Raw genomic sequence first — 14,138 nt, 5'->3', positions numbered from 1 at the left:
GTGGCCTGTTTTTTTTTTTTATCCCACACCCCCACCGGGCCCACCCCCCCCGCCGTGGGCTCCCCCCCCCGGGGGCCGGGGGGGCGCCCCCCCCCGGGCCCCCCCCCGGACTGGTCTCCCTCGCGGTGAGCTGGTGGAGCAGCCCCATCGACCGGGCCGTCAACGGCGGTGGCGCGACGGACACCTACTTCCCGCGGCTCGACCCGGTGGCCTTCGCCGCACGGGGCGTGGTCCCCATGGCCCATGCCGCCTTCGCCTTCGTCCTGGGCGTCGCCCTCGGCCTCGTCATCCGCCGCACCCTGCCCGCGATGGCCACCACGTTCGCCCTCTACGTGGCCGTCCAGCAGTTCCTCGTGCCGATGTGGATCCGGTCCCATCTGGCCGCCACCGAGCGGACCACCGTGCCGATCGAGCCCGACGGCGCCCCCATCAGTATCCAGGACGGCGCCAAGGAGATCGTCACGCACCTCGATGCGCCCGGTGCCTGGGTCACCTCCCAACAGACGCTGAACGCCGCCGGTCAGCCGGTCCCCGTGCCGTCGTCCTTCGCCGACTGCCTCCGCACCGAGTCGGGCCCGCCCACCCTGCAGCAGGTCGACGGCTGCGTCGCCGACCTCGGCGCCCTGGGCTACGAGCAGCAGGTGACGTACCAGCCCGCCGGGAACTTCTGGGCCCTTCAATGGGCCGAGACCGGGCTCTACCTCGGCCTCGCCCTGGCTCTGACCGGGTTCTGCGCCTGGTGGATCCGCCGCCGAGTGACCTGACGGACGCCGACAGCCGAAGACCGGGCGGGCCCCTCTCGGGGTCCGCCCGGTCTCGTCGCACGCGGAGCTGTCTCCATGCGGGGCGGGCTGCTATTCGAGCAGCTCCGCGTACGAGCCCATGGCCAGGGCGATGTCCGCCTGGGCCCAGAACCGGTGGTAGGTGAAGACGGGGGCCGCGCCGCCCGCCAGATAGGCCTCGATCTTCGGCCAGGCCGGGTCGTCCTGGTAGAAGGTGCGCATCGAGGCGAAGGTGGACGTGCTGTTCACCGCGTCGCCGTTCGGCATGACGCCGGTCCAGCCACTCGGTACGTACACGGGGTCGTCGAAGCGGTTGTAGTCGGCGCGGGTCTCCTCGACGGCGACGCCCAGCGGGTCCTGGTGGTGGTCCCACATGCCGTCGAGCAGGGCCTTGGCGACACGCTTGGCCTCGGCGTGGCCGGACTTGGCCGCGTAGTAGGTGAGGGTCTTGGCGTAGGCGGCGGCGACACCGACGTCGTTCGTGTAGTCGGCGACGGTGACGTGCAGTCCGGTGTTGGCGCCGGGGTTCGCCGCGTTCCAGGTGTCGGGCGCGCCGGACCACTTGAGGGTGGAGGGGACACGGTAGGTGCCGTCCGGGTTGATCGTGGTCTCGGACAGCGCCCAGGAGACCCACTTGTCGAGGACGGTCTTCGCCTCGGCGTCACCGGTCTGCTGGTAGTACTCGGCGACCCGCTCCATGGACCAGGCCTGGAAGCCGAACCACTGGTTCGACGCCGGGTCGTGGTAGACGGGCTTCTCGTCGTAGAAGAGGCCGTGGAAGGTGGGGGTGCCGGCCGGCGGGGTGGCGTAGCGCCCCTGCCAGCTGTTGGTGGCGCCGCCCGCGATGGCACCCTCGTCGGACTGGAGCCAGCGGTAGAACTCCAGCTGCCGGTCGAGGCTGTTCGACCAGTCCGCCGCGCCCGTCGCCGACTTGGGCTTGAGCGGGGCGTAGGAGCTGAGGGCGTAGGCGGCCAGCGGGTTCTGGTAGCCGCTGTGGTTGTGGCTGGATCCGATGCGCCAGGACCAGCCGGCCGAGGTGTCGGTGGCGCCGCCCCAGGCGTAGTACCAGGACATCAGGTAGGTCGCGCTGTCCTTGCCGGTGCCGGCCGGGCAGGCGGTCGGGCCGACGCAGTTCCCGACCTTCTTGAAGTACTTGTCGAACATCGCGTACCGCAGGTAGTCGCCCATCTTGGCGGCCTTGCCGACGGTGGCGGAGACCTGAGTGCCCTTGCCCTGCTCCTTGGCCCAGAGGTCGGCCCAGTAGGCGGCCTGGACGGCGCGGGCGTCGGCGTCGGGGGCGTTGGTGAACTTCCACTGCTTGGCGTAGGAGGCGTCCCCGGTGAAGAGGTCCAGGTAGCCGTTCTTGCCGCCGAAGGAGAAGTTGTCGCAGGTGGGGTGGGTGACGGTCTCCCAGACGGACTCCTGCGGGCCGCGCTGGAAGGTGTTGATGTACGAGGGGCCGGTCGCCGTCGGTCCCGCGGAACACTTGCCGGGCTCGTTGCCGAAGCCGTAGACGTTGTCGACGTCCTGGATCCAGTGCATGCCGTAGATGTCGTCGGTGGCGTAGGCGCTCTTGAGCTCGGCGGCGATCGGGTCGGCGCCCGAGGTCACGCCGGAGTCGAGCCGGGCGGGGTACTGCGAGGGCAGGTCCCACTCGGGAGCGTACGTCGCCGGCTTCGAGGCGTTGTAGGAGCCGGTGGTGGGCGTGTCGGCGTGGGTGGGGATCATGAACTTCTCCATGGTGTCCCAGGCGCCGTTGAACTTGGTCCAGTCGCCGGTGATCTTGCCGTACATGGCCTGGAGCCAGATGAGGTAGCTGTACGCCTCCGAGGTCGTCTCGTGTCCGTGGTCGGGGGCCTCGACGATCAGGGTCTCGACGGAGTGGTACGGGATGCCCTCGGGTGAGAAGTAGCCGTTGGCCGGGTTCGTGATCTTCCCGTGGAGGTCGAGGAAGCGGGCGTCGTACGTGGAGTTCGCGGCCAGCTGGGCGACGGTGACCTCGGCCTTGGCGTGGCCGGGGGCGGTCGCGGTGAAGACGGCGGAGCCGGTGCCGGTGGCCGCGGCGGCGACGGTCACCTTCTGGGCGGTGTTCCAGTTCGCCGGGGTGAAGGTGAGCGAGGCCGGGGTCGCGGTGAGGTTGGTGTTGCCCGAGGTGCGGGCGACGCTCACCGCGACGTTCGCGGTGGGGGCGGTCGAGAGCTTCAGGTCGAAGGTGCCGGTGGCGCCCTGGCGGACGCCCAGCTGGCTCGGGGAGGCGACCAGCGCGGCTCCGGCGGCGACGGTGATGCCGACGGGTGCCGATTCGGCGGAGGCGCCGAGGCTGTCGTAGGCCTTGGCGTAGAGCGAGTGGGACCCGGCGGCGAGGCCGGCCGCGCTGAGGGCGAACGGCGCGGTCGTGTCCGTACCGAGGAGGGTGGTGTCGCTGTAGAACTCCACCTTGCCGACGGTGGCGCCGTCGGCCGCGGCGGCCGTGGCGGCCAGCGGCACGGCGTCGCCCGCCGTGAAGACGGCGCCCGCGGTGGGACTCGTCAGGACGGCGACCGGTGGCTGGTGGGCGCCGGTGCAGGAGGTGCCGTTGACCGCGAAGGCGGTCGGGGCGGTGTTGGCGCCGGTGTAGGTGAACTGGGCGCCGGTGGTGGTGGCGGCCCCCGGGGCGAGGGTGCCGTTCCAGGACGCGTTGGTCACCGTGACGTTCTTGCCGGACTGGGACCAGGTGCCGCTCCAGCCGTTGGTGAGCTTCTGGTCGCCGGCGTAGGCGTAGGTCAGCGTCCAGCCGTTGAGGGCTTCGGCGGCCCGGTTGGTGAGCGTGAGTTCGGCGGTGAAGCCCGAACCCCAGTCGTTGGCCTTGTAGTCGACGCTGCACTGGACGGTCGCGGCCTGGGCGGTCGAGACGGCGCCGACGGCCGTCAGGCCCAGGGGGAGGGAGATGGCCGCGGCCAGCGCGGTCAATGGTCTGCGTGCTCTTGCTCGTGCTCGTGCTCGTGCTCGTGGCATGGGGTGGTTCTCCTCGCGGCTCGGGAGGATGGGGGTGCGAAGAGCGGATGGACCTGTGGGGACAAGCCCTGAACCAGTGGGAGCGCTCCCACTGTGCAGTTGGGGCGCAACGGCGTCAAGGTCTGCGAAGAGTCGAAGGCAGATGACGGGGAAATTTACTCAACCCCTCTTTTGCTTGGCAGGAGTTGGCGCTACGGTCTGCCCGACCAGTGGGAGCGATTCCGTCCAGTCGGCACATCGTCAGAGGTGTGCCCTCGCTGCGAGGACTCGCTCATGCGACATCCCCCACGTCTTTCCGCGCTGCTCGCAGGAGCGGCGCTCACGATGGCGAGCAGTGCGCTCGCCGTCATGGGTACGGCCTCAGGAGCCGCGGCCGCACCCGTCTGCACGGTGGAGTACTCGGTCGTCGGCCAGTGGGCCGGCGGCTACCAGGGTGCCGTCACCGTCACCAACAACGGTGCCGCGCTGAACGGTTGGAGTCTCGGCTTCGACTTCCCGGCCGGCCAGGTCGTCAGCCAGGGCTGGGGCGGCAAGTGGTCCCAGTCCGGGACCGCCGTCACCGTCGTGAACGAGAGCTGGAACGCGGCCCTCGGCACGGGCGCCGAGGCGACGGGCGGCTTCATCGCCTCCTGGACGGGTGCCAACACGGCCCCCACCGCCTTCACGCTCAACGGCACGCCCTGCGACACGGACGCGCCGCCGACACCCACGCCGACGCCGTCGAGCACGACGCCGACGCCCACCCCCACGCCCACCACCCCGACCACACCGCCCACGACTCCCCCGACCACACCACCGACCACTCCCCCGACCTCACCGCCGCCGACCCCGGTCACCGGCGCGCCCGAACTGAGCGTGACCGGCAACAAGTTCACCGACCAGAACGGTGCGGTCCGCCGCCTCCTCGGCGTCAACCGCTCCGGCGGCGAGTTCATGTGCGTCCAGGGCTACGGCTTCTTCGACGGTCCCGTCGACGACGCCTCGGTCAAGGCCATCGCCGACTGGAAGGCCAACACCGTCCGTATTCCCCTCAACGAGGAGTGCTGGCTCGGCCTGGACAACATCAAGCCCGAGTACCGGGGCACGCACTACATCGACGCGGTCAAGGACCTGGTGACCAAGGTCCTCGCCCACGGCATGACCCCGGTCGTCGAACTGCACTGGACACACGGCCAGTACACGGGCAACTCCTCGGGCTGCGCCGACGTGCACGCCTCCTGCCAGAAGCCGATGCCGGGCGCGCAGTACACCCCGGCGTTCTGGACGTCGGTGGCGAACACCTTCAAGAACGACGAGCGGGTCGTCTTCGACCTGTTCAACGAGCCCTATCCGGACCGGGCGACCTCCACCGCGACACAGGCCTGGTCCTGCTGGCGCGACGGCGGCACCTGCCCCGGCATCGGCTACGAGGTCGCCGGCATGCAGGACCTGCTGGACGCGGTCCGCGCCACGGGAGCGAAGAACCTGGTTCTCGTCCCGGGCATCGCGTACTCCAACGACCTGAGCCAGTGGCTCACGTACCGACCCACCGACCCGGCGGGCAATCTGGCCGCCGCCTGGCACGTCTACAACTTCAACACCTGCGCCGACGAGACGTGCTGGAACAACACCCTCGCCCCGGTGGCCGCCCAGGTCCCGCTCCTCGCGGGCGAGATCGGCGAGAACACCTGCGGACACGCGTTCATCGACCGCGTCATGAAGTGGTTCGACGACCGCGGCCTCTCGTACCTGGGCTGGACCTGGAACACCTGGAACTGCAACTCCGGTCCGGCACTGATCAGTTCGTACGACGGCACCCCCACCGCGTTCGGCATCGGGCTGCGCGATCACCTGCGCGCCCTCACCCCCTGAATTCCCCTGCTCCGTCCCTCGCACGACTCCCGGAAGGAATCCCCACCCGCATGAGCCGCACCAGTCGTACCAGCCGCACCGCTCTCCTGGCCGCACTCGGCCTCATCACGGCCACCGGCGCGACCGCCACCGTCCTCAGCACCGCCACCGCCGGCGCCGCCGCGCCCGGCTGCAAGGTCGACTACCAGGTCACCAACCAGTGGAGCACCGGCTTCGGCACCAACGTGACCGTCACCAACACCGGTGACCCGGTGGCCTCCTGGACCCTCGAGTGGTCCTACGCCGGCAACCAGCAGGTCACACAGGGCTGGAACGCCACGATCACCCAGTCCGGCGCCGCCGTCACCGCCAAGAGCCTCTCCTACAACGGGACGCTGGCCACGGGCGGTTCGACCTCCTTCGGCTTCAACGGCTCGTACAGCGGAACGAACGCGGTGCCCGCCACCTTCACGCTGAACGGGGTCGTCTGCAACGGCGCCACTCCGACGACACCGCCCACCACGCCGCCGACCACCCCTCCCACGACTCCCCCGACCACGCCGCCGACGACGCCGCCGGCCGGGACCAAGGCCGACAACCCGTACGCCGGCGCCAAGGTGTACGTGAACCCCGAGTGGGCCGCGAAGGCCGCCGCCGAGCCGGGCGGCACCAAGGTGTCCAACCAGCCGACCGGTGTCTGGCTCGACCGGATCGCCGCCATCAACGGCTCCGCCACGTCGATGGGCCTGCGCGCCCACCTCGACGCGGCCCTGGCCCAGAAGGGCTCCGGAGAGCTCGTCGTCCAGCTGGTCATCTACAACCTGCCCGGCCGTGACTGCGCCGCGCTCGCCTCCAACGGCGAGCTGGGCGCGACCGAGATCGGCCGCTACAAGACCGAGTACATCGACCCGATCGCCGCGATCCTCGCCGACTCCAAGTACGCCGGTCTGCGGATCGTCACCACGGTCGAGATCGACTCGCTGCCCAACCTGGTCACCAACGTCTCCGGCCGCCCGACGGCCACGGCCAACTGTGACGTCATGAAGGCCAACGGCAACTACATCACCGGCGTCGGCTACGCCCTCAACAAGCTGGGCTCGATCGGCAACGTCTACAACTACGTCGACGCCGGACACCACGGCTGGCTGGGCTGGGACAGCAACTTCGGTCCCTCCGCCGAGCTGTTCAAGCAGGCCGCCACGGCCGAGGGCTCCACGGTCGCCAACGTGCACGGCTTCATCGTCAACACCGCCAACTACAGCGCACTGAAGGAGGACCACTTCAAGATCGGCGACTCCGTCAACGGCACCTCCGTACGCACGTCGAAGTGGATCGACTGGAACCAGTACACCGACGAGCTGTCGTACGCCCAGGCGATGCGCGACAAGCTGGTCTCGATCGGCTTCGACAGCAAGCTCGGCATGCTGATCGACACCTCCCGCAACGGCTGGGGCGGCACCCAGCGACCCACCGGCCCGGGCGCGCTGACCAGCGTCGACACCTACGTCGACGGCGGCAAGTACGACCGCCGCATCCACCTCGGCAACTGGTGCAACCAGTCCGGTGCCGGTCTCGGCGAGCGGCCCCAGGCGGCGCCCGCCGCGGGCATCGACGCGTACGTCTGGATGAAGCCCCCGGGCGAGTCTGACGGCGCCTCCAAGGAGATCCCGAACCCCGACGGCAAGGGCTTCGACCGGATGTGCGACCCGACCTACACGGGCAACGCCCGGAACGGGAACAGCATGTCGGGCGCGCTGCCGGATGCCCCGCTCTCGGGCGCGTGGTTCTCGGCCCAGTTCCAGGAGCTCATGAAGAACGCCCACCCGGCGCTGTAAGACCTCCGAAGGGGGGTGCTGTCCCCGGTCCGGCGGGACCGGGCGCACCCCCTGAGAAGGAACCGGAAGAAGGCCGGACGGGCCCTGGGGCCCGTCCGGCCTGTCCCCGTTCCGTCGCACCGGCGACGGCGCTCCCGCCCCGGCGGGCTGCCGTGACGGGCGACGCGCTCCCGACCCCCGCGGGCCGTGACGGGTGACGGCCTCCCAGCCCGGCGGGCCGTCAGCCGGGCCGTGACAGGTGCCGGCGGTCCCGGCCCGCCGAGCCCTCAGCCGGGCCGTGACGGGCGACGCCGGTCCCGACCCGGCGGGCCGTCAGCAGGACCCCCGTACCACCAGCGCCGTGGGCAGGACCCGCTTCGGGACGTCCTCCGGGGCGCCCGCGATCTCCTGGAGCAGCATCCGCGCCATCGTGCGGCCCATCTCCTCGATGGGCTGCCGCACGCTCGTCAGCGGCGGGTCCATCAGCCGCGCCACCGCGGAGTCGTCGACCCCGACCAGGGCCACGTCCTCCGGGACCCGGCGGCCCGCCTCCCGCAGGACGCTCCGCGCCCCGGCCGCCATCACGTCCGACGCGACGAAGACGGCGTCCAGGTCCGGACGGCGGTCGAGCAGCAGCCGCATGGCCCGCCGGCCGCCCTCCTCGGTGAAGTCGCCCGCGGAGACCAGCGCCTCGTCCGGCCCGAGTCCGGCCTCCGCGAGGCCCGCCCGGTAGCCGCCGAGCCGGGCACGGGCCACGTACATGTCGAGCGGCCCGGTGACGGTCGCGATACGCGTCCGCCCGGCCCCCACCAGGTGGGCGACGGCCGCGCGCCCGGCGCCGATGTTGTCGGAGTCGACGTACGGCACGGGCTCGGCCTCCGAGCGGCGCCCGTTCATGACGACCGGGAGGCCCAGCTCGCGGATGCGGTCGGGCAGCGGGTCGTCCCCGTGGACCGAGGCGAGCAGCACCCCGTCGACGCGCTGCGCGGCGAGGTACTGCTCGAAGCGCTGCCGCTCCTGCTCGCTGCGGACCAGGGTGAGGAGCAACTGCTTGTCCGCGTCCGCGAGCTCGGCGCTGACGCCGCGGATGAGGTCGAGGAAGTACGGCTCCGCGAAGAGCCGGGCCTCGGCCTCGGGGATGACGAGCGCGATCGCGTCGGTACGGCTGCCGGCGAGGGCACGGGCGGCCTGGTTGGGGACGTAACCGAGCTCGGCGACGGCTCTGGCGACGGCCGTCCTGGTCTGCTCGCTCACCCGGGGGGAGCCGTTGATCACCCGGGAGACCGTCCCCCGGCCGACCCCGGCCCTGGCCGCGACCTGTTCCAGGGTCGGTCTGCCGCTCCGCCGTCCGTCCACCACCACCGAGCTCCCCTCGTAGACCACCGCGCCGGCCATCGTCCTGACATCCCGCCGGCCCTCGCCCTGACAGCGCGTCGGCCATTTCCCCGACATCGCGCCGACTCACTCCCTCCGCGACCGGACAGCAGCGATGGGAGCGCTCCCACACTAGTCCACGCGCATCGCTCCACGCCACGAGCATGCGTTCAGGAGATGACGGCCCCGTCACCGCAAGGCCCCGAGAAACCCCCGGAAAACCTTCCGGTAACGAATCCGCGTTCATGTCTTGACACCCGCACCCGGTAGGCAGCAACCTTCCGGCAACGACGTGGGAGCGCTCCCATCAGGGAGCGCACAGCCTGCATCAGGTCCTGGCGGGCAGCCGCCGAGCCGCGATCAGCCGGCCGGACCTCTTGGCGCACAACGAGCACCACCTTTGGACGAGGAGAGTGGAATGCGCACTTCCAGCAGCAGACGCGGACGCCGGGCGGCGATCGCGGCGGTCGCCGTCGTCGTGACCGGTACGACCCTGCTCACCGGTTGCGGCAGCGACAGCGACGACAGCAGCGGCGGCGACGCCCAGGGCGGCGGCAAGATCACCCTGCGGGTCGGGACCTTCGGTTCCTTCGGCTACGACGACAAGACCGGCGCCAAGCTCTACGCCGAGTACGAGAAGTCCCACCCGAACATCAAGATCGAGGAGACGAACGTCTCCGACGGCCAGAAGTACTGGGACACGCTGAAGCTGCGCCTCGCCCAGAACAACGGTCTCGCCGACATCCAGGCCGTCGAGGTCGGCTACATCGCCGAGGCGACCGGCGAGACCATGGCGGACAAGTGGGTCGACCTCAGCAAGGAGGGCGGCGCGGACATGAGCGCCTTCCTCGACTGGAAGGTCAAGCAGGCGACGACGGCGAGCGGCAGCGTCATCGCGCTCGGCACCGACATCGGCCCCATGGCCATCTGCTACAACAAGGAGCTCTTCGCCAAGGCCAAGCTGCCGACCGACCGGGAGGCCGTCGCCAAGCTGTGGGCCGGCGACTGGGCGAAGTTCATCGAGGCCGGCAACACGTACAAGAAGAGCGCTCCCGCCGGCACCGCCTTCCACGACTCCGCGAGCGGCCTCTTCAACGCCGTGGTGTCCAGCGACCCCGTCCAGTACGCCGACGCGAGCGGCAAGCTCGACTGGGAGAACAGCCCCGGTGTGAAGAAGGCATGGGAGACGGCCGTCGCGGCGAGCAAGGACGGACTCACCGCCAAGCTGCGCCAGTTCGACGAGAAGGGCACCTGGAACGCCGCCTTCAAGAACTCCAAGTTCGCCACCGTCGCCTGCCCGAGCTGGATGACCGGCATCATCAAGGACCAGGCCGGCCCCGCCAACCAGGGCAAGTGGGACATCGCCGCGCCGCCGGTCGCCGGCAACTGGGGCGGCGCCTTCCTCGCCGTGCCGAAGGCGGGCAAGCACACCAAGGAGGCGGCCGAGCTCGCCGCCTGGCTGACGGCCCCGGAGCAGCACGCCAAGGTCTTCGCGGTCAACGGCAACATCCCCTCGTCCAAGGACACGCTCACCTCCTCGGCGGTCCAGGACGCCAAGCTTCCGTACTTCGGCGACACCCCGGTCGGCAAGATCTTCTCGTCCGCCGCCACCGGGATCACGCCCGCCGTCATCAGCCGCTGGGACGGACAGGTGAAGACCTTCCTCACCGACAACGGCATCCTCGACATCGAGCAGCGCGGCACCGACCCGGCCAAGGCCTGGGAGAACGTCAAGAAGCTGGTCGACGACAAGATCGACCAGTAGCGGGGGCCGTGTGCCGGTCCGCCGCCGCCCGCGGGCGGCGGACCGGCACCGTCCGCACCACCGCACGCATCGACCTGGAAGGACGCCCCCGTGGCCACCTCCGTTCGGGCGAGGCCTGACGGCTCCCCGCCGCCCGCCGCACCGCCCTCCTCCACCGGCCCCCGGAACCACCGCTCCGGCTCGGGCGGCTGGCGCAGCACGCTCTACCGCTGGGACGTCAAGGCGATCCCGTACGTCTTCATCGCCCCCTTCTTCCTCACCTTCGCCGCCTTCGGCCTCTTCCCGCTGATCTACACGGGCTGGCTCTCGCTCAACCGGGTCGAGCTCGGCGGCGACCCGCAGTGGAAGGGACTTGAGAACTACACCGACCTCGCGACCAGCGAGTTCTTCTGGAACGCTCTCTTCAACACCTTCACCATCGGGATCATCTCGACCGTTCCCCAGCTGCTCATGGCCCTCGGCCTGGCGCACCTGCTCAACTACAAGCTCCGCGGCCGCGGCTTCTTCCGGATCGCGATCCTCGCCCCGTACGCCACGTCGATCGCGGCGGCGACCCTGGTCTTCGCGCAGCTGTTCAACACCGACTACGGGATGATCAACACCGTCCTCGACTGGGTCGGCGTCGGCCCCGTCCAGTGGGAGTCGTCGAAGTGGCCCGCGCAGATCGCGATCTCCGTGATCGTCACCTGGCGCTGGACCGGCTACAACGCGCTGATCTACCTGGCCGCGATGCAGGCCGTCCCGAAGGACCTGTACGAGGCCGCCTCGCTCGACGGGGCATCGCGCTGGCGCCAGTTCGTCAGCGTCACCATCCCGTCGATCCGGCCGACGATCCTCTTCACGGTCGTCGTCTCCACCATCGGCGCCACGCAGCTCTTCGGCGAGCCGATGCTCTTCGGCGGCAGTGTCGGCATCAGCGGCGGCAGCGGCAACCAGTTCCAGACGCTGAGCCTGCTGATGTACGAGAAGGGGTGGGTGAACAACTCGCTGGGCCAGGCCTCCGCCATCGCCTGGATCATGCTGCTGCTCCTCCTGATCGTCGGCGGTGTCCAGGCGCTCGTCTCCCGCCACAACCGCAAGAAGCTGGGAGGCTGACGCCATGGCCCGCACCCTCGACACGACGACCGTCGAAGCCGACGCCCCGCTTCGGCCGCAGACCCGTCGGTCCGGTCCCCGGTCGCGTCCCCGCTTCCGTCAGACCGCCGGCCGCCAGCACCATGCCGGGCCCCTGACCTACGTCCTGCTGGCCCTGGCCGCCGTCGTCTCGCTCTTCCCGCTGTACTGGAACCTGGTCGCCGCCTCCCACAGCGGCGAGCGCGTGGTCCAGGCCCCGGCGCCGCTGCTGCCCGGCCCCCGCCTCCTGGACAACCTCAGCTTCGCCTGGAACCAGGTCCACATGGGTGAGGCGCTGATCAACACCACGATCGTCGCCGGACTGGTGGCCGCGTCCACCGTCGTCTTCTCCACGCTCGCCGGCTTCGCCTTCGCCAAGCTGCCCTTCCGGGGGCGCGGCATGCTGCTCTCGCTGGTGGTCGCCACGATGACGATCCCGCCGCAGCTCAGCGTCATCCCGCTGTACCAGATCATCACCGACCTCGGCTGGTTCGACCAGCTCCAGTCGGTCGTCCTGCCCTCGCTGGTCGCCGCCTTCGGTGTGTTCTTCATGCGCCAGTTCCTCGTCGAGGCCCTGCCGATCGAGCTCGTGGAGGCGGCCCGGATGGACGGGGCGCACAGCCTCCGGGTGATCTGGCACGTGGTGTTCCCGGTGGCCCGGCCCGCGATGGCCGTGCTCGGCATGCTCGTCTTCGTCCAGGCCTGGAACGACTTCTTCTGGCCGTTCATCGCGCTCACCCAGGACGGCAACCCCACGCTCCAGGTGGCCCTCGCGGGCCTCGGAGCGGGAAACCACACGGTGGACCACGCCGTCGTCCTGACGGGCGCCCTCATATCCACCGTGCCGCTGCTGCTCGTCTTCGCCTTCCTCGGCAAGCACATCGTGGGCGGCATCACCGCCGGCGCCGTCAAGAGCTGACCGGCCGCGCCCGCCGCGGACCGCCTCTCTCTGTCCAGCATGTACTCGAACGTACGTAACCCGTACCCGCGTTGGGAGCGCTCCTCTATGACCGCGTCCGAAACCCGGCCGCTCACCGCCACCCGTTCGTTCCCGCCCGACTTCCTCTGGGGCACCGCCACCGCCGCGTACCAGATCGAAGGGGCGGCGACGGAGGGCGGCCGTACGCCGTCCATCTGGGACACCTTCTCGCACACCCCCGGCAAGGTCTTCGAGGGCCACACGGGTGACGTGGCGGTCGACCACTACCACCGGTTCCGCGAGGACGTCGGCATCATGTCCGAACTGGGCCTGAACGCCTACCGGTTCTCCGTCTCCTGGTCCCGCGTCCAGCCCACCGGCCGGGGGCCCGCCGTCCAGAAGGGCCTGGACTTCTACCGGGCGCTCTGCGACGAGCTGCTCACCGCCGGCATCACACCGGCCCTCACGCTCTACCACTGGGACCTGCCCCAGGAGTTGGAGGACGCCGGCGGCTGGCCGGAGCGGGCGACCGCGGAGCGGTTCGCCGAGTACGCCGGGATCGTCGCCGAGGCCCTCGGCGACCGGGTCACCCGATGGACCACGCTCAACGAGCCCTGGTGCAGCGCCTTCCTGGGATACGGCTCCGGGGTCCACGCCCCCGGCCGCACCGACCCGGTGGACTCGCTGCGCGCCGCCCACCACCTCAACCTCGGTCACGGCCTCGCCGTCCAGGCCCTGCGGTCCGCGCTCCCCGCGGACCGGCAGATCGCGGTCTCGCTCAACCTCCACGAGGTGCGCCCGCTGACGGAATCGGCCGAGGACCGGGACGCGGCCCGCCGCATCGACGCCGTCGGCAACCGCGTCTGGCTGGGACCGATGCTGGAGGGCGCCTACCCCGAGGACCTGATCGCCGACACCGCGCACGTCACCGACTGGTCCTTCGTCCGGGACGGCGACACGGCGACGGCACGGCAGCCGCTGGACCTCCTGGCGATCAACTACTACACGCCGACGGTGGTCTCGCACGTACAGGAGGGTTCGGAGAAGCCGCAGGACGACGGCCACGGCAACAGCGAGCACTCGCCGTGGCCCGGCGCGGACTCCGTCGCCTTCCACCGCGCGCCCGGCGAGCGGACGGCGATGGGCTGGCCGGTCGACGCGAGCGCCCTGTACGACCTGCTGACCCGGATCTCCGCCGCGTACCCCGAACTCCCGCTGGTGATCAGCGAGAACGGCGCCGCGTACGAGGACGAGGTCGCCGAGGACGGCTCGGTGCACGACCCGGAGCGCGCCGCCTTCGTGCACGCGCACCTGGAGGCCGTGCACCGCGCGCTCACGGACGGGGTGGACGTGCGCGGCTACTTCCTCTGGTCGCTCCTCGACAACTTCGAGTGGGCGTACGGCTACGCGAAGCGGTTCGGCGCGGTCCGGGTGGACTACGACACCCTGGAGCGCACCCCGAAGTCCAGCGCCCGCTGGTACGGGCGGGTGGCCCGGTCGGGCGAGCTGCACGCGCCTTCCGAAGGCTGAGACGGAAGCGCGGGCGG

The 14,138-nt window shown here is 70.6% G+C and carries 9 protein-coding genes; 7 read left to right on the top strand and 2 right to left on the bottom strand.

The window, feature by feature from the left end; genetic code table 11:
* Positions 1-125: 125 nt before the first annotated feature.
* Entirely contained in the window at positions 126-764 is a 639-nt protein-coding gene (locus ACWFR1_RS07850) for a hypothetical protein (protein WP_453547738.1), read from the top strand.
* Positions 765-854: 90 nt separating this feature from the next.
* Here the strand turns inward: ACWFR1_RS07850 and ACWFR1_RS07845 are convergent, their stop codons facing one another.
* Positions 855-3,776 (bottom strand): glycoside hydrolase family 48 protein, encoded by a 2,922-nt coding sequence (locus tag ACWFR1_RS07845; RefSeq protein WP_453547736.1) that lies wholly within the window; start codon positions 3,774-3,776, stop codon positions 855-857.
* A 273-nt stretch (positions 3,777-4,049) separates the two neighbouring features.
* Here ACWFR1_RS07845 and ACWFR1_RS07840 point away from each other — a divergent pair, with 273 nt between their 5' ends.
* Both ACWFR1_RS07840 and ACWFR1_RS07835 read left to right on the top strand, forming a co-directional pair.
* Entirely contained in the window at positions 4,050-5,627 is a 1,578-nt protein-coding gene (locus ACWFR1_RS07840) for a cellulase family glycosylhydrolase (RefSeq protein ID WP_453547734.1), read from the top strand.
* A gap of 50 nt (positions 5,628-5,677) precedes the next feature.
* Positions 5,678-7,441, top strand: a complete 1,764-nt coding sequence (locus ACWFR1_RS07835; RefSeq protein ID WP_453547732.1) for a glycoside hydrolase family 6 protein — start codon at positions 5,678-5,680, stop codon at positions 7,439-7,441.
* 312 nt (positions 7,442-7,753) lie between these two features.
* Here the strand turns inward: ACWFR1_RS07835 and ACWFR1_RS07830 are convergent, their stop codons facing one another.
* Entirely contained in the window at positions 7,754-8,815 is a 1,062-nt protein-coding gene (locus ACWFR1_RS07830) for a LacI family DNA-binding transcriptional regulator (RefSeq protein WP_453547729.1), read from the bottom strand.
* Positions 8,816-9,212: 397 nt separating this feature from the next.
* Here ACWFR1_RS07830 and ACWFR1_RS07825 point away from each other — a divergent pair, with 397 nt between their 5' ends.
* The 4 genes from ACWFR1_RS07825 to ACWFR1_RS07810 all read left to right on the top strand — a co-directional run bounded on the left by ACWFR1_RS07825 (position 9,213) and on the right by ACWFR1_RS07810 (position 14,121).
* Positions 9,213-10,559 (top strand): ABC transporter substrate-binding protein, encoded by a 1,347-nt coding sequence (locus tag ACWFR1_RS07825; protein ID WP_453547727.1) that lies wholly within the window; start codon positions 9,213-9,215, stop codon positions 10,557-10,559.
* Positions 10,560-10,649: 90 nt separating this feature from the next.
* Positions 10,650-11,654, top strand: coding sequence for a carbohydrate ABC transporter permease (locus ACWFR1_RS07820; protein ID WP_453547725.1), 1,005 nt, complete (start codon positions 10,650-10,652; stop codon positions 11,652-11,654).
* A 4-nt stretch (positions 11,655-11,658) separates the two neighbouring features.
* Positions 11,659-12,591 (top strand): carbohydrate ABC transporter permease, encoded by a 933-nt coding sequence (locus ACWFR1_RS07815; protein WP_453547723.1) that lies wholly within the window; start codon positions 11,659-11,661, stop codon positions 12,589-12,591.
* 87 nt (positions 12,592-12,678) lie between these two features.
* Entirely contained in the window at positions 12,679-14,121 is a 1,443-nt protein-coding gene (locus ACWFR1_RS07810; RefSeq protein WP_453547721.1) for a GH1 family beta-glucosidase, read from the top strand.
* Positions 14,122-14,138: the final 17 nt, after the last annotated feature.

Source organism: Streptomyces sp. NPDC055103, from assembly GCF_053607625.1.
Note: the sequence above shows the minus strand (reverse complement) of the source record. Positions and strands in the feature narration are given on the sequence as shown.

Bases quoted from the DNA above. Each gene is read 5' to 3' on its own strand.
- ACWFR1_RS07845 (WP_453547736.1), bottom strand. From the start codon at position 3,776: ATGCCACGAGCACGAGCACGAGCACGAGCAAGAGCACGCAGACCATTG.
- ACWFR1_RS07840 (WP_453547734.1), top strand. From the start codon at position 4,050: ATGCGACATCCCCCACGTCTTTCCGCGCTGCTCGCAGGAGCGGCGCTC.
- ACWFR1_RS07835 (WP_453547732.1), top strand. From the start codon at position 5,678: ATGAGCCGCACCAGTCGTACCAGCCGCACCGCTCTCCTGGCCGCACTC.
- ACWFR1_RS07830 (WP_453547729.1), bottom strand. From the start codon at position 8,815: ATGGCCGGCGCGGTGGTCTACGAGGGGAGCTCGGTGGTGGTGGACGGA.
- ACWFR1_RS07825 (WP_453547727.1), top strand. From the start codon at position 9,213: ATGCGCACTTCCAGCAGCAGACGCGGACGCCGGGCGGCGATCGCGGCG.
- ACWFR1_RS07815 (WP_453547723.1), top strand. From the start codon at position 11,659: ATGGCCCGCACCCTCGACACGACGACCGTCGAAGCCGACGCCCCGCTT.
- ACWFR1_RS07810 (WP_453547721.1), top strand. From the start codon at position 12,679: ATGACCGCGTCCGAAACCCGGCCGCTCACCGCCACCCGTTCGTTCCCG.